Genomic DNA, 15,845 nt, shown 5'->3' with positions numbered 1-15,845 from the left:
AGAAAGCAACATGACAGCGCAAACAGCAATTTTAGCGCAAATTAAGGCGGCGGATACAATCATTATTCACCGTCATCAACGTCCAGACCCCGACGCATTTGGTTCACAACTTGGTCTTGCTGAATTGATTAAGACATCATTCCCGAATAAGCATGTCCACGTTGTGGGGAAGCAAGTGCCTAGCTCGGCTTGGATGGGTGACATGGAAGATATTCCAGACTCACTTTACGATAACGCCTTAGTTATTGTTACCGATACGGCTAATGAACCACGTATTGATGACCGCCGTTTTGATTACGGTAAGACGTTAGTTAAGATTGACCACCACCCAAATGAAGACCCATATGCAGATTTTAATTGGGTTGAAGAGGGTGCGTCATCAACATCAGCTTTGATTTACGCCTTCTACAAGGAATTTGAAGACGAATTGAAGTTGTCTGATGCGGGTGCGTCATATTTGTATGCTGGAATTGTCGGCGATACAGGCCGCTTTTTGTATGCAACAAAGTCTGAAACGATGCAGGTTGTGGCAGATTTGATGAAATACGATTTTGATTGGTTCGAGATTAACCAACGAATGGATACGATTTCACTTGAAGCTGCCCGTGCATCAGCTTACGTTTATAGCAATATGGTCATGACTGAAAATGGCTTTAACTATATTATTTTGACGAATGAAGTCGTAGAGAGTTTCAATCTTGGCGAATTTGGTACCGCATTTATCGTGCCATTGCTAGGAAAGATTAACACGGCGAAGGCCTGGGCTGTTTTTGAGCAGCAAGATGAAGGGTACTTCCGCGTACGACTCCGTTCACGTAACACGGTGATTAACGAAATTGCTAAGCGTCACGGCGGTGGTGGACACAAGTTCGCCTCTGGTGCCTTAGCAAAGGATATGGATGAAATTAACGATATCATTCGTGAAGCCGATCAAACATTGAAGGAGCAAACAGAAGCATAATGGCGAAGTTTACTGACTACAACCTACGATCAGAAATTTACACAGCGTTGGAAGAAATTCGTTTCACAACGCCTACAAAGGTGCAAGAACGCTTGATTCCAGTTGTCATGCAAGGACGTTCAGTCGTTGGACAATCACAAACGGGATCTGGTAAGACACACACATTTTTGATTCCTATTTTCCAAAAGTACGACCCATCAATTCAAAAGGTGCAAGCCGTTATTACAACGCCTTCACGTGAATTGGCGCAACAAATCTATGCAGCGGCAAAGCAATTGGGCACTGGTTTCCCAGTTGACCAACAACCACGCATTGGTTTGTACGTTGGTGGTACTGACAAGGCGCGTCAATTGCATCAATTGGAAAGCTCACAACCACAAATCGTTATCGGAACACCTGGTCGTATCAAGGACTTGTACACGGCTGGGGCATTGGATATCCACACGGCAGACACATTGGTTGTCGACGAAGCGGATATGACGATGGACTTGGGATTCTTGCCTGAAGTTGACGCAATCGCTGGTGCAATGCCAGAAGACTTGCAAATGTTGGTCTTCTCAGCAACAATTCCACAAAAGTTGCAACCGTTCTTGAAGAAGTACCTCACAAACCCAGTTATCGAAGAAATCCCAACGGAAACGGTTATCGCTCCAACTATCACGAATTTGTTGGTTGGTACGAAGGGAATGAAGAAGGACGACTTGGTTTACGAGTTGTTGACGATGGGTAACCCATACATGGCTTTGGTCTTCACGAACACGAAGGAACGTGCCCGTGAGTTGACCAAGTCATTGCGTAACCGTGGTTTGAAGGTTGCTGAAATTCACGGTGGTATCCAACCACGTGAACGTAAGCGTACCATGCAACAAATCCAACACTTGGATTACCAATACGTGGTTGCCACTGACTTGGCTGCTCGTGGTATTGATATTCCTGGTGTATCATTGATCATTAACGATGGTATTCCTACTGAATTGGAATTCTTCGTGCACCGTGTTGGTCGTACTGGCCGTAACGGTATGGAAGGAACAGCGATTACGATTTACAACCCTGATGAGGAAGATCGCGTGCAAGCGGTTGAAGCCATGGGAGTTGAATTCGAGCCAATGACGTACTCACATGGTGAGTTGAAACCTGGTTACGACCGTCGTCGTCGTAAGCAACGTTCAAAGTCAACGGTTAAGCTTGACCCAACGATGATCGGAATGGTCAAGAAGAAGAAGAAGAACGTTAAGCCTGGTTACAAGCGTCAAATTAAGGCAGCGATTGCCCGCGACGCAAAGTACAAGAAGCGTCTCGAAGAGCGTCAATCACTCCGCGCCGCTAAAAAGGCGAAGAAGAAGGCGAACGAAAAGTAAGCCTTGTTCGTAGCCCGCCACAACCGAAGCGAGTCTATAAAAAAAGAAGTTCTGATTTGGCAATTTTAGCCGAATCAGAACTTTTTTATTTGTTAGAGCTGGCGGTTAATCCGTACCACTTAACGTACTGATAATGCCGTTCGACATAATGCCGTCCATTGTTGTGGCGACGGTTTCGATGGTCATGTCTTCATGACTCAACCAATAACGAATGAGACCGATGATGCCGTTTGCCATAAATTGTAGTGTCAATTCGCGCGAGTCGGTTGTTTCGTCAATGTTGACACCAAGGGCCGCTAAGCCGATCCGCGAGAAGTTACGCATATGAATAATTAATTGCGATTCAAAGGTTAAATCGCCGTTGGTACTAAGCATTGCACTGATAAACGGCGCATTATCTTTCAAAATACCTAGTAGTTCTAAACGATATGAGCTAAATTCTATTTGCGAGATCGATTTAATTTTACCGTTTAAGATGTTTTCATGCAGTGATGCTTCAATGCGGTCAAAAATCAATTTTTCCGTCTTTTCAATTAAGTCTAGCTTATCGTCGAAATAGCGATAAAATGTGCCACGATTGATTTGTGCACCGGTCGTGATGTCGTTAATCGTAATTTTTGACACATCTTTCTCCCGAACGAGTGCCACGAATGAGTCTAAAATTTGTTGCCGAGTTTGGTTTTTTTTGTGTTCGTACATCCTTTATTTACCTCAATTTCTAACAAATTAGGACACTGTGTTGAAAATGCAACATATCGTCGCAATTTGTGTCTGTTCGATAACTACCAGTAAGCATATACTACTCATTGTTCAAGAGCAACAGCGTGTCGCAAATTGAACAGCATGTTTAAAATTTGGTGGAAATAATGATGTAGGAGTTATTGATATGTTCAAGAATAAGTTTCACGTTATTGCGTTGGTTGTGGCCCTAGTGATGGGGGCATTGTTGATGGTTGCACAAATTCCGACGACGCACACGGCACCTAAAAATTTGCCAATTGCGATTGTCGATGCAGACAAGTCAACAACGAGTCAGGCAATTGTTAAGCAATTGACGAGTGTGACGACGACTGGTGGTGCGAATGCCACGACCATTAAGTGGACCGTTGTTAAAAGTGAGCAGGCTGTTAAGCAAGCGATGGATGATCAAAAGTATTATGGGGCTTTGGTTATCGAACCTAATTTCGCTCAAAATGTGATGACATTGGCGACACCAAACCCAACGAAGCCAGAAATGCGAATTATTGTAAATCAAGCCAAGAATGCAACGGCTGCAGCAGGTGTTCAGAATGCTTTGACGATGATGACAACTAAGGTTGGATCAGCAATGGGGACACAAGTGCTTGATAAAATGCAAGTGATGAATATGCCTGTGCCAGCCGCTACTGCTAAGGTGTTGGCCCAACCGGTTGCCGTATCAACAAAGGTGATGCACGCCACGACTAACAAGCCAACTGCCAGCACGGCATTTTTCCAACCAGTTTGGATGGGCGCTTTGTTGGGGTCAGTGATGCTACTCTTTGCACAAAAGGGGATTGCGACGGACGACTTTAAGCACGCTTGGCGCAACAAAGGAGTTGAAGTACTGGTCATGGCCGTCGTTGCCATTGCTTCTGGTTTCGGAACCACTGAATTTGCGCATGTTATTTTGAACTATAACTATGATAACTTTGTGACTGTTGCGTTTTATGCGTCACTTGCTTCGTTTGCATTCCAACTTTTGATGCTTGGTGTTATGTCATGGCTCGGCATGGCAGGTGTCCCGGTATTTGCCTTGTTGATGTTGTTTGCCGCACCACTTATGACGCTAGCACCAGAGATGTTGACACATTTCTACTCAGCATATGTTATGCCATGGTTGCCAATGCGCTTCTTGCTTGATGGTATGAAGGGCATCGTTTATTACAACGTGAACTTCTGGAATGGCAACACTCAAAATTTGCTTTGGCTAGCATTAATTGGGGCAGGATTGTTATTCACCTCAATCTATAAGCCAACCAAGCAAGCGATTGCTTAGATAATAAAATCAGAAGCGGCCGGATTACACCAGTCCCTGTCGGGTTGACAGATGAAATAATAAATTTGCATTTATGACATAAAGTCAGAAAAAACAATGGCCTCGTTCCGATATTCGTACGGTGTGAGGTCATTGTTTTTGGGCTGATAAATCTGATTAAAATAGTCAATATTACTTTGGTTCAAAGACCTGTTTTAATGCCACATTAAGTTTTTCGTAGTCTGCAAGTGAGAACTCAAGATAGATTTTTTCTAAGTACTGACCCTGGCCATCATCACGGTATACAACCTGCATATGATAGATTGGGCCGTTTACCTGGCTAATGTAATTATTAATTGCCTGTAGTAAATCGAATCCTTGAAAATAGTTATCTCTAGCAAATAAACGAGAGATATGAACGAATTTAGAATCATTTAATTTGGCTATCCGAACTGTATTTGTGGGGATGTTGTTCATTTCTTGATAGCTAGTTATTAATGATTTGAAATAATCCATCTAAATGACTCCTTATAGGTCGTAATAAAATATAAGCAACTATTTTTTTGAGTCCTTAGAAGCCAATACAACAATGACAATAATTGCAATTGCAGACGTTGACTTAACCAAAAAGTGCCATAATGAAGGCCAGGTAGGGTTTATAAAAATATCGATTAGGAAATCGATAACCAATATTAATGCCCAAAATAAGATGGGTTTCATTATTTTGCCCCTTTGGTTACGCGATATTCTTTGTATGTATAACCGATTAGGACGGCAACCCAAAATACGAGTAAATAGATTTTGCGGCAGTTAGTTAACTCGGTTATGCCTGGGAAAAAGAGACCCAAAATCAGCATTGCTAAAAACAAAGTACCCATGACTGTTGCGCTTTTACGTAAACTGTATATGAACCACATTTAACGACTCCTTTGTCTTGCTAAATCATACTTAAACAATATCAAAAGGAAGTAAAATGTAACTATGTATTAATTAACACGAAGTGAATAGAAAGTTATGCGTATAAAAAAGCACCGCGACTGCTCGCGGTGTTGAATGTCTAACTAAAGGGTGAAGAGTGACGCATAATTTGGTACGTTCGGTGGTTTGGCTTATGGTAGGTCTTGCTGATATTAGCGCTAATTGGCTTAGGCACATCGGTTAAATCGATCCAACGCGATGCTTTCACGTAAGAGCCTCGATGCTGCAAGACGATAATATTGTCTTTATGTGGTGAGTCAATCAAGTCCATTGTTACGCTTACAATTTCTGTGTTTTCACCAAACGGATCACTAATTGCTTCGGTCGCAAATTGTTTACCTGGTGTTGACCAGTGTTTTGGACCTGTTGCATATGAAGTTTTCATGGGTAAGAATGGATTAAATCGATCGATTAAACCGATTTGGAAATATCGCCCCATTGATAGCGTAATCAAAAATGCGGCAACAACGCTAACTATCAACCAAAATCCCAGTCGGTACCACTTTGAGTGCTTAATATTTGTGTCGATTTTGGTTGCAGTTTGGTATGCATCGGATTTGAAGAGTTCGCTGATTTCAACAGCGTATGCATCTGCTATTTCAATTAAAGTCATCAAACTAGGCGTATCTTTGTTATTCTCCCAACGCGAAATTGCCTGGCGCGTTACGTGTAATTTTTCGGCGGCTTGTTCTTGTGAGAGTTGATTCGCCAAGCGTAACTCTTTCAACTTTGTCCCTAGTTCCATAATGTCCTCCTGATATATCACTTACTGATTAACAGTCTGTCGGAATGACGCATATAGTACAAGCAAGTAATAAGTTACGTCGTTGACCAGCCTTGATTTGGCGCGGTTTTCGGATTACGATTAACCCAGTGAGGAAATGATATGAAATTTGTAATTGCACCAGATTCATTCAAAGAGAGCATGACAGCGAAAGCGGCGGCTGTAGCAATTCAGGCCGGTTTACAAAAGATTTTTCCAGATGCGGAATATGAATTAGTGCCAATGGCTGATGGCGGTGAAGGAACTGTTCAATCCCTTGTTGATGCAACGGAGGGCGAAATTATCACTGCCGATGTCCAAAGCCCATTGGACGAGACCGTTTCGGCCTTTTACGGTATTTTGGGTGACCAACAAACGGCTGTAATCGAAATGTCGGCCGCATCAGGTATTCAATTCGTGACGACAGAAACGAAGAACCCATTGATTACGACCACTTACGGTACGGGGCAATTGATTAAAGATGCGTTGGACCGTGGCATGCGTCGCTTCATTATTGGGCTGGGTGGCTCTGCTACTAACGACGGTGGTGCTGGCATGGCTGAAGCTTTGGGTGTTCGATTCCTTGATGCAAATGGGCAGCAAGTTGCTCGCGGTGGTGCGGCACTAGCAACGTTGCATGAGATTGATATGAGCAATCTTGATCCTCGTGTTGCCGAATCTGAATTTTTGATCGCGTCAGATGTTACTAATCCTTTGGTTGGTGAAACGGGTGCGTCAACGGTATTCGGACCGCAAAAAGGGGCCACACCAGCAATGGTTGCCGAATTGGATGCGGCTTTGACGAATTATGCCGTAGTTATTAAGTCCCAACTGGGCATTGATTTGGCTAACACACCAGGTGCTGGCGCTGCTGGCGGGCTGGGTGCTGGTATGTTGGCATTCACTCAGGCTAAGATGCAGTCAGGCATTAGCTTGGTTGTTGAAGCAACGGATTTGGTTGCTAAAGCTGCTAATATGGACGTTGCATTTGTTGGCGAAGGCGCAATTGATTTTCAAACCCAATATGGCAAGACCCCGATAGGTGCAGCGCAAGCAATCAAGCAAGCCGCACCAAATGCGAAGGTGATTGGGTTAGCTGGCTACGTTGGGGATGGCATTGAAGCATTGTATGAGTTGGGAATCGATGCCGTGTTCAGCATTGTGCCGGGTGCAGTCGATTTGCCAACAGCGATGAAGACCGGTGAGGCAAATCTAACCCGAACGGCTGAAAACATCGCCCGATTGCTAAATACCAAATAACTTTTACAAAAACATTTCAAGCAAACAAAAACGGTTATTAGAAGTTCTTAATATGTTACAATAATGAACAAGGACATATCATTTAAGGTTTGAGAGCCGGCAGAAACGTTGTGGATGATGTAAACAACGCTCAACCTTTTCTGATGCTACCTTCTAGCTGCTTGTGAAAACAAGCCGTGCGCCCGCGTTAACGGCATCCTAAGAGGTAATGATGCAGACCATCATTGCAAGCAGAGTGGTACCGCGTGTTAGCGTCTCTGTTATGCAATGGCGGTCTGTTTTTATTTAGATATTTATTTAAGTGAGGATTGGAAAGATGAAGCCATTATCATCAGCTGAGATTCGCGATATGTTTCTACGTTTCTTTGAGAGTAAGGGACACAGCATTGAGCCATCTCAATCATTGATTCCAAAGGATGATCCAACATTGTTGTGGATCAACTCAGGTGTCGCAACTTTGAAGAAGTACTTTGACGGTACGGTTGTACCTGATAACCGTCGTATTACGAATGCACAAAAGTCAATTCGTACGAACGACATTGAGAACGTTGGTCACACTGCTCGTCACCACACGTTGTTCGAAATGATGGGAAACTTCTCAATCGGTGACTACTTCAAGCCTGAAGTTATTCCTTGGGCATGGGAGTTGTTGACGAGCCCAGAGTGGTACGGCATGGAACCTGAAAAGTTGTATGTCACGGTTTACCCTAACGATGAAGAGGCAAAAGATATTTGGTTGAACGTGGTTGGTTTGCCAAAGGATCACTTGTACGAAGAGCCAGATAACTTCTGGGATATCGGTGAAGGACCATCAGGACCTGACACTGAAATCTTCTACGATCGCGGTGAAGAATTTAACTCAGACGATCCAAAGGAAAACTACCCTGGTGGTGAAAACGAGCGTTACTTGGAAATCTGGAACATCGTGTTCTCACAATTCAACCACTTGCCTGGTTTGACTGACAACAAGGACTATCCTGAGTTGCCACACAAGAACATTGATACGGGTATGGGACTAGAACGTGTTGTCTCAGTGTTCCAAAACGCTAAGACGAACTTTGAAACGGACTTGTTCTTGCCAATCATCCGTAAGACGGAAGAGATGTCAGGTCAATTCAAGTACGGCGAGGATCCTGAAAAGGACATCTCATTCAAGGTTATCGCTGACCACGCACGTGCCGTAACGTTCGCTATCGGTGATGGTGCTTTGCCATCAAACGAAGGTCGTGGTTACATTATCCGTCGTTTGCTACGTCGTGCTGTTTTGCACGGACGCAAGCTTGGTATCAGCAAGGTCTTCTTGAAGGACTTGGTACCAGTTGTCGGTGAGATCATGAAGTCATACTACCCAGAAGTTTTGGAGAATGCAGACTACATCGCTTCAGTTGTTGAAGCTGAAGAAGTTCGTTTCAACAAGACGTTGGCTGATGGTTTGTCATTGTTGGATGGTGTCATCGAAGAAGCTAAGGCTAACGGTGGTGTTATCGACGGTGCCGTTTCCTTCAAGATGTACGACACGTACGGATTCCCATATGAGTTGACGGAAGAATCAGCAGCTGATGCTGGTTTGACAGTTGATCGTGCTGGCTTCGATGCTGAGATGAAGGCGCAACAAGAACGTGCTCGTGCGGCTCGTGGTAACACAGCTTCAATGGGTGTTCAAAACGCTTTGTTGACGGACTTGAAGACGGAATCAAAGTACGTTGGTTGGTCAGAATTGACGGTCGATGCCGCTAAGTTGACGGACTTGATTGTTGATAACGAATTGGTTGACTCTGCTAAGGATGGCCAAGCTGAAGTTATCTTCGACGTAACGCCATTCTATGCTGAAATGGGTGGTCAGGTTGCTGACCGCGGTGTTGTCATCAACGCGGCTGGTGAAGTGGTTGCCGAAGTGGTTGACGTGCAAAACGCACCAAACGGACAACACTTGCACACGTTGAACGTTAACGCTGAAATCAAGGCTGGCGAGACTTACAAGCTTGAAGTGAACCGTGCTTACCACGCTGCTGTGTCAAAGAACCACACGGCCACGCACATGCTTGACCAAGCTTTGCGTAACATCTTGGGTGAGCACACGACACAAGCTGGGTCATTGGTCACTGAAGACGGATTGCGTTATGATTTTACTTACAACGGAGCTGTTTCAGCTGAAAAGTTGCAAGAAATCGAAGACTTGATCAACGAAATGATTATTGAAAACTTGCCAATTTCATGGGTTGAGACGGATATCGAATCAGCTAAGAAGTTGGGTGCTGTTGCCGTCTTTACTGAGAAGTATGGCGAGACAGTTCGTGTCGTTTCAATCGGTGATTTCAACGTCGAATTCGACGGTGGAACTCACGCAAACTCAACGGCTGAGTTGGGAATGTTTAAGATTGTGAGCGAGCAAGGTACTGGTGCCGGTGTTCGTCGTATCGAAGCCGTTACTGGTAAGGGTGCAATGGACTTGTTCAAGCAACATGATGCTTGGTTGAACGAAGCCATGGCACAAGTTAAGGCACCACAATTGTCAGAAGTTAACGACAAGATTGCTGCTTTGCAAGCGCAATTGAAGGATGCTGAGCGTCAAGTTGCATCATTGGAGCAAAAGTTGGCTAACCAAGCTGCTGATGCTGCCTTTAACGATGTTCAAACGGCCGGTAACTTCACGTTGATTGCAACGGAAATGGCTGTTGAATCAATGGATGCCTTGCGTGCAACGGCAGATAACTGGAAGCAAACAACACCATCAGACGTGCTTGTTTTGGCTGCTAACTTGGGTGAAAAGGTTAACCTATTGGTTGCCGCTTCACCTGACGCTATCGCAAAGGGTGTTAAGGCCGGTGATTTGATTAAGGCCATTGCACCTGCTGTCGGTGGTGGCGGTGGTGGTCGCCCAGACATGGCACAAGCTGGTGGTAAGAACCCCGCTGGTATTAAGGATGCCTTTGCACAAGCCACTGAATGGTTGGCTGCAAAGTAGCATTTGATTAGAGGATAATTCCTCAGAAGGAGGCTGCATATGAGTTCATTGGATAATACAGCTGTTTTTGATTTTGGAAACAACCAAGATCACGACGTGCGTAAGACGCTTGAAATTGTATACGCCGCATTGGAAGAAAAGGGTTATAACCCAATCAACCAAATCGTTGGTTACTTGATTTCAAACGATCCAGCGTACATTCCACGTGTTAATGATGCACGTAACTTGATTCGCAAGTTCGAACGTGATGAAATCATTGAAGCGCTTGTGAAGGATTACTTGGCTAAGTAGTCTGATTCAGAAAGGAATGGTCGATTAATAATGGGACGAATTATGGGACTTGATGTCGGGTCACGCACTGTTGGTGTGGCGGTATCTGATCTACTTGGTTGGACGGCACAAGGTGTTGAAATCATTCGCATTAACGAGGATGAAAAAGAGTTCGGTATCGACCGTATGAAGGAACTGGTAGCCCAATTTGAGCCAACTGGCTTTGTACTTGGTCTACCAAAGAACATGAATAATACATCTGGTCCGCGTGTTGAAGCAGCGCAAGCCTATGGTGAATTGCTAACGGAAACTTTCGGGTTACCAATCGATTTCCAGGACGAACGCTTGACGACGGTTGAGGCAGAACGTATGCTTGTTGAGGAAGCCGATGCGTCTCGTAAGAAGCGCAAGCAGGTGATTGATAAGTTGGCAGCTGCCTTGATTCTCCAAAACTATTTGGATCGCAAAGGCCCACTTGTAAAGTAAGAGGTAAATTGAGATGGACGAAGAGCAAGACATTATCACGTTGATCGATGACAATGGCGATGAGCAACTTTTCGAAGTGTTGTTCACGTTTAAGTCAGAAGATTACGGTAAGTCATACATCGTTTTGTACCCAGCTGGTGCAGGCGAAGACGAAGAAGTAGAGATGTTGGCATACATCTTTGACCCAGACGAGACTGCAGAGTCTACTGAGGGTGGTTTGACGCCAATCGAAGACGACGATGAGTGGTCAATGGTTGAAGAGCGTTTGAACCAATTCTTGGACGAACAAGAAGACTAATTTTAGTACAATTGATGGCCGGTGATGAATCGGCCATTTTTTGTTAAGTACGAAAGGAATGCAACATGAATGAAGCTGAATTGTTTATCTTGACTGACGAAGAAGGTAACGAGCACGAATTTATTGAGTTGTTCTCTTTTGATTCAGAAGACTTTGGTAAGTCATACATCATCCTTGGTCCTGCTGATGCAGCCATGGAAGGTGATGACGATGAAGAAGTTGGTATCATGCCATTCATCTACAACAAGGATGACGAAGAAGGTATGCTGCAACCAATCGAAACAGAAGAAGAGTTTGATATGGTTGAAGAAGTGATGAACACGATTTTCAACGATCCAAACTTGCAATAGAAATTATTTGCGACGAATTTTGCGATTCGTCGCATTTTTTTTGGACTTTTTGTCGGTTTTCGCCTCTTTATTACTGGAGGGGAAATAAATGACGACTTTAAAAGCACTTTATTATCGGTTCCAACACGTGATTTTCTTCTTTAGCGGGCTGGTGGCAGTGGGCATCGGCTTGATTATTTGGTGGCAGTGTTCACAGACAAAACCGGTCTTGCCTCGTGATGTTTCGCCGAGCATCGCGGCAGATCAATCTTCGCAAATAACAAGTAGTGTTAGTAGGTCAGCAAGTACAACAACCGCCAAAGTAGTGATTGATGTCAAAGGGGCCGTGTATCGACCGGGAGTTTATAAATTTAGTAATGGCCCTATTATGGCTGAGGTTCTAGAAAAAGCAGGTGGTACATTGCCGACGGTTGACCGAACGCGGTTGAATTTAGCGGCACCGTTAGCTAATGCTCAGGTATTATATGTGCCGAACGGAACGGAAGACGTCCCTGAGCAGTACCCGTTGCCTGGTCAAGCGACGGCAACGACTGCGACAAGTGGAGATGCAAGCAACGAGACGATCAATCTAAATACGGCGACGCTGGCAGAACTACAACAACTACCTGGCGTTGGCGCTAAGCGAGCACAGGACATTATTGACCAACGAGAAACGATGGGCGGTTTTAAAACGGTCGCTGATTTACAAGAAGTGTCCGGGATTGGTGAAAAAACGTTTGCGAAATTAGAACCATTGGTCACGGTGTAATGAACGGCTATTGGTTAGTGACTGGATTGCTAGTTGGCGCATTAAATGTCATGATTTGTCATCAATTTTGGTGGGCCGTGCCAATGTTTGCATGGTTGCTGATTTTATTGGTGACTCGTTTTAAAAAGCGAGTGTGGTTGACCGTTTTGATTATGGGAAGTTATGGAACGTTTTTTGGTACACATCAGATTCAACTGAATCAACTTGGCGACCAGCCAATCGGTGATGTTAAAACAACAGTTATGGTGCATCCAGACGAATTACATTTCACAGGTACGACAATTGCTGGCTTTGCTACATTGCCAAATAAAGAACGCGTTCGATTGACTTGGTTCTGTAAGGAAGAAAAACCGTTTCGTGAGTTACAACGGCGTCATGATGCCGTTGTGATATCGGGTAGCGGACGATACGAAAAGACTGCACCTCGACGTAATGCATACACTTTTGATCCAGTGGGGTATTGGCGAAGCCGTGGTATTATGCATCAGCTTGTTTTGACGCAAGGTGAGATAAAACGGGCTTATGTACCGACGAATGCGGGTGAATTCTTTGTAGGCCAAATTCGAACTTGGCATAGCAGGTTAGTGCAGTGGTTTGAACAGTTGCCGCCTGGTCTACGTGATTACGGTGAGACGTTGTTTCTTGGTTATACCCGCCGTGACTTTTACGATGATAATCTGGGCATTCAGAAAATGGGATTGGTTCATTTGTTTAGTATTTCCGGTTTTCAAGTGGCCGGTTTGTATGTGATTTGGCGTCGCATTGGCCGGTGGTTAGGTGTTACGCGCGAACGGTCGTTGTTAATTGTGCAAGTGCTTTTGTTGGGCTTGCTACTATTTGCTGGTGGCGTGCAATCATTAGTTCGAGCTGTTTTGTTGGCCCTGACCCAAGCGTGGCGAGAGTTGGGATGGTTACGGTTGTCAGCAGTCGATGCCTGGGGAATTGCACTACTGGGTGGCCTTATCTTAGAACCGGGTGTGTTGCATAACCTGGGTGGCCAACTGTCCTACTTGTTGACGTTTGGCTTGTTATGGCTTGAAGGTAAACCGGGATGGTGGCAATGTGTCTTCTTGTCGTTGCTAATTTTGCCGTTGTTGCTGTGGCACACATATGCTTGGCACCCAATTGGTATCTTAGCGAACTTGATTGCCATGCCACCGTTCACATGGCTTGTGATTCCCGTTTTAACCGTGGGCATACTTGCAGCGTGGTTGAATATTACGGTGCTAACTAACTGGTGTAATGCATTTATTGATGGGGTACGTTGGACGATTGCACAAACGGAAGGCTTGCCAGGTGAATTAACGTTTGGACAGCCACCGATGTTGTTATGCGCGATTGTTTTAATCGGCACGCTAGTTTGGTTGGCCGTTCGACGGCGATGGTTATTGGGCATTTTAGGCACTGTTTACGGCATTATGCTCTTGTTGCCTAATTTGCTGCCGGGCGGGTTTGCGACATTTGTGGATGTCGGTCAGGGCGATGCAACTATCATTAAACAACGCGCTAATCAAGTGATGATGGTTGACGTCGGGGGTAAGTTGCAGTTGCCTCAACCAGATTGGGCAGCACCCCGCAAGACGGATTTTCAAGCACAACAGTTGGCACAGTATCTAAAAGGTAACGGTATCACTAAAATTCAGCAGTTAGTGCTGACTCACAAGGATGTCGATCATATTGGTAACTTGCCGCATTTCCTGAAATTAGTGCGGGTTGAGATGATTTATGTACCGTTGGGGATGCAACAGACCGACGCATACAAACGATTGGTTGTACCTTATCTCGGAACGACTAAAGTGCGAGAAGTTCGCGTTGGTATGCGCCTAAATGAATGGACAACAGTACTGCATCCACTTGAAGCGGGAACTGGCGAGAATGAAGATTCGGTTGCATTGCTCGTGAACGTCGGTCCAAAGCAGCTAATGATGACAGGCGATTTGGACCAGGCCGGTGAGGAACGAATTATCCAGAACAACCAATTCCGACAAGTGGAACTTCTTAAGTTTGGGCACCACGGTTCAAAAACGAGTACCGCACCATCATTTGTGCAGGCGTTAAAGTCGCAAATTGGTATCGTTTCTGCGGGTGTGAATAATCGATTTGGGCACCCAAACAAAGAAACATTGGTCACGGCCAAACAGCAGGGTATGGTGGTGTTTAATACAGCCGAAAGTGGCATGTTACAGTACCGCTGGCGTGGAAATCGAGATTGGTGGCAAGCTGAAATCAAGTAGCTATTCACGTTCAGGAGGCAACATGATACAGTAGAGATACGATTAAAACGAGGAGGCGTGGGCATGGCTTATACGCTGAAAGATGTGCAACAAGATGTTGCAAAGCAAACATTACAGCCAATCTACCTCATTCAAGGTACGGACCAATATTTGCTTGATCAAGTTCGTGCGGCGTTTGTGAGTCTGATTCCGGACGAGGACCGCACGTTGAATTTGGCGCAATTTGATATGCGTGAAACGGCGTTAGGAATTGCAGTTGATGATGCACGGTCAGTGCCGTTTTTCGGTGACCGCCGCGTCGTGATTATCGATGATGCCTACTTCTTGACTGGGGAAATCCAAGGACAAAGGTTGAACACCACGTCGAAGACTTGTTGGCTTACGTTGAGCATCCCGAACCACAAACGGTCTTGGTGATTTTTGCGCCATACGAGAAGCTTGATAGTCGCAAGAAGATTGTTAAGTTGCTTAAAGAGAAAGCGGCGTATCTAGCATTTGGTGACTTAACTGAAAAAGATGTACGCAACATGATTAATGACAAGCTGCGCCAAGGTGGCTTTGAAATGTCTGGACCTGCCATGCAACTGCTAATTCGCTTGACGAACATGTCATTAACACAGATTATGTCTGAGCTTGATAAGTTGATGCTATATGCCTACGACACGAAGCAAATTGACGAACAAGCCGTTGATGCCTTGGTAACGCGTACGCTGAGCGAAAACATCTTCGACTTGATTAATGCGCTATTGAACCGTAAGCTAACGCGCGCAGTGGAGTTGTATCATGAATTGGTCGAGAGTGGTGAGGCACCATTGCGATTGCACGCAGCGTTGCTAGGACAATTCCGCTTGTTGTTGCAGGTGAAGTCATCGACTCAAAGTGAATCAGGTACGGCATCGATGTTGAAGGTAAATCCATACCGTGTGAAGCTTGGCCGTCAGACGGTCCGTCGTTTCAGTTATACCGCACTAGCTAAGGCTTATCTTGGGCTAGTTGATATGGAAGAACAGCTTAAATCAACGGCACGCGATCCTGAATTGCTCTTTGAATTATTCGTGTTGCGTTACCAAGCTGATATTGCCTAGGATTTCTACTTGCATCAAGTTAGAAAGTTTAGTATTATATTTGAAGTGCAAAAGCACACGACCTTTTACGATGTTTGACGGTTCACCGTCGTC

At 44.8% G+C, this 15,845-nt stretch carries 14 protein-coding genes and 1 pseudogene; 12 read left to right on the top strand and 3 right to left on the bottom strand.

Annotated elements, in window-relative coordinates:
- Positions 1 to 10: 10 nt before the first annotated feature.
- Together OIT45_RS00970 and OIT45_RS00965 are read left to right on the top strand one after the other, a co-directional pair.
- Positions 11 to 961: a DHH family phosphoesterase gene (locus OIT45_RS00970; RefSeq protein ID WP_199404725.1), complete on the top strand. Its 951-nt coding sequence runs from the start codon at positions 11 to 13 to the stop codon at positions 959 to 961.
- On the top strand, positions 961 to 2,319 hold the full coding sequence (locus OIT45_RS00965) for a DEAD/DEAH box helicase (RefSeq protein ID WP_199404724.1): 1,359 nt from the start codon (positions 961 to 963) through the stop codon (positions 2,317 to 2,319). Before OIT45_RS00970 ends, OIT45_RS00965 begins: the two co-directional genes overlap by 1 nt.
- A 105-nt stretch (positions 2,320 to 2,424) precedes the next feature.
- Here OIT45_RS00965 and OIT45_RS00960 read toward each other — a convergent pair whose 3' ends face one another.
- Positions 2,425 to 3,018 carry a TetR/AcrR family transcriptional regulator gene (locus OIT45_RS00960; RefSeq protein WP_199404723.1) on the bottom strand — a complete coding sequence of 198 codons (594 nt, stop codon included), beginning with the start codon at positions 3,016 to 3,018 and terminating at the stop codon, positions 2,425 to 2,427.
- 187 nt (positions 3,019 to 3,205) lie between these two features.
- Between OIT45_RS00960 and OIT45_RS00955 the strand changes: the two genes are divergently transcribed.
- Positions 3,206 to 4,336 (top strand): YhgE/Pip domain-containing protein, encoded by a 1,131-nt coding sequence (locus OIT45_RS00955; protein ID WP_199404722.1) that lies wholly within the window; start codon positions 3,206 to 3,208, stop codon positions 4,334 to 4,336.
- A 171-nt stretch (positions 4,337 to 4,507) separates the two neighbouring features.
- On the opposite strand, the gene OIT45_RS00950 is transcribed toward OIT45_RS00955, so the two are convergent.
- Together OIT45_RS00950 and OIT45_RS00945 are read right to left on the bottom strand one after the other, a co-directional pair.
- A complete protein-coding gene (locus OIT45_RS00950) occupies positions 4,508 to 4,831 on the bottom strand; it encodes a hypothetical protein (protein ID WP_199404721.1) in 324 nt (107 codons plus the stop codon).
- 541 nt (positions 4,832 to 5,372) lie between these two features.
- A complete protein-coding gene (locus tag OIT45_RS00945; protein WP_199404720.1) occupies positions 5,373 to 6,038 on the bottom strand; it encodes a helix-turn-helix transcriptional regulator in 666 nt (221 codons plus the stop codon).
- 141 nt (positions 6,039 to 6,179) lie between these two features.
- Between OIT45_RS00945 and OIT45_RS00940 the strand changes: the two genes are divergently transcribed.
- The 9 genes and pseudogenes from OIT45_RS00940 to holA all read left to right on the top strand — a co-directional run bounded on the left by OIT45_RS00940 (position 6,180) and on the right by holA (position 15,752).
- Complete coding sequence (locus OIT45_RS00940; RefSeq protein WP_199404719.1) at positions 6,180 to 7,316, top strand: glycerate kinase; 1,137 nt, start codon at positions 6,180 to 6,182, stop codon at positions 7,314 to 7,316.
- Between the two features lie 316 nt (positions 7,317 to 7,632).
- On the top strand, positions 7,633 to 10,281 hold the full coding sequence (gene alaS / locus OIT45_RS00935) for an alanine--tRNA ligase (RefSeq protein ID WP_199404718.1): 2,649 nt from the start codon (positions 7,633 to 7,635) through the stop codon (positions 10,279 to 10,281).
- A 39-nt stretch (positions 10,282 to 10,320) separates the two neighbouring features.
- Positions 10,321 to 10,572 (top strand): IreB family regulatory phosphoprotein, encoded by a 252-nt coding sequence (locus OIT45_RS00930; protein ID WP_003609984.1) that lies wholly within the window; start codon positions 10,321 to 10,323, stop codon positions 10,570 to 10,572.
- Between the two features lie 30 nt (positions 10,573 to 10,602).
- Entirely contained in the window at positions 10,603 to 11,037 is a 435-nt protein-coding gene (ruvX, locus tag OIT45_RS00925; protein ID WP_039968505.1) for a Holliday junction resolvase RuvX, read from the top strand.
- Positions 11,038 to 11,050: 13 nt separating this feature from the next.
- Complete coding sequence (locus OIT45_RS00920) at positions 11,051 to 11,335, top strand: DUF1292 domain-containing protein (RefSeq protein WP_003609979.1); 285 nt, start codon at positions 11,051 to 11,053, stop codon at positions 11,333 to 11,335.
- Between the two features lie 65 nt (positions 11,336 to 11,400).
- Positions 11,401 to 11,685 (top strand): DUF1292 domain-containing protein, encoded by a 285-nt coding sequence (locus OIT45_RS00915; RefSeq protein WP_135797603.1) that lies wholly within the window; start codon positions 11,401 to 11,403, stop codon positions 11,683 to 11,685.
- Between the two features lie 88 nt (positions 11,686 to 11,773).
- On the top strand, positions 11,774 to 12,433 hold the full coding sequence (locus OIT45_RS00910) for a ComEA family DNA-binding protein (RefSeq protein ID WP_199404717.1): 660 nt from the start codon (positions 11,774 to 11,776) through the stop codon (positions 12,431 to 12,433).
- On the top strand, positions 12,433 to 14,667 hold the full coding sequence (locus tag OIT45_RS00905; protein ID WP_199404716.1) for a ComEC/Rec2 family competence protein: 2,235 nt from the start codon (positions 12,433 to 12,435) through the stop codon (positions 14,665 to 14,667). The genes OIT45_RS00910 and OIT45_RS00905 overlap by 1 nt, the downstream gene beginning before the upstream one ends.
- 63 nt (positions 14,668 to 14,730) lie before the next feature.
- Positions 14,731 to 15,752, top strand: a pseudogene (gene holA / locus OIT45_RS00900) (DNA polymerase III subunit delta).
- Positions 15,753 to 15,845: the final 93 nt, after the last annotated feature.

Origin of the sequence: Weissella sp. LMG 11983 (assembly GCF_025908495.1) — a bacterium.
Lineage (GTDB): Bacteria > Bacillota > Bacilli > Lactobacillales > Lactobacillaceae > Weissella > Weissella fermenti.
This window is presented reverse-complemented; position numbering and strand designations above follow the sequence as displayed.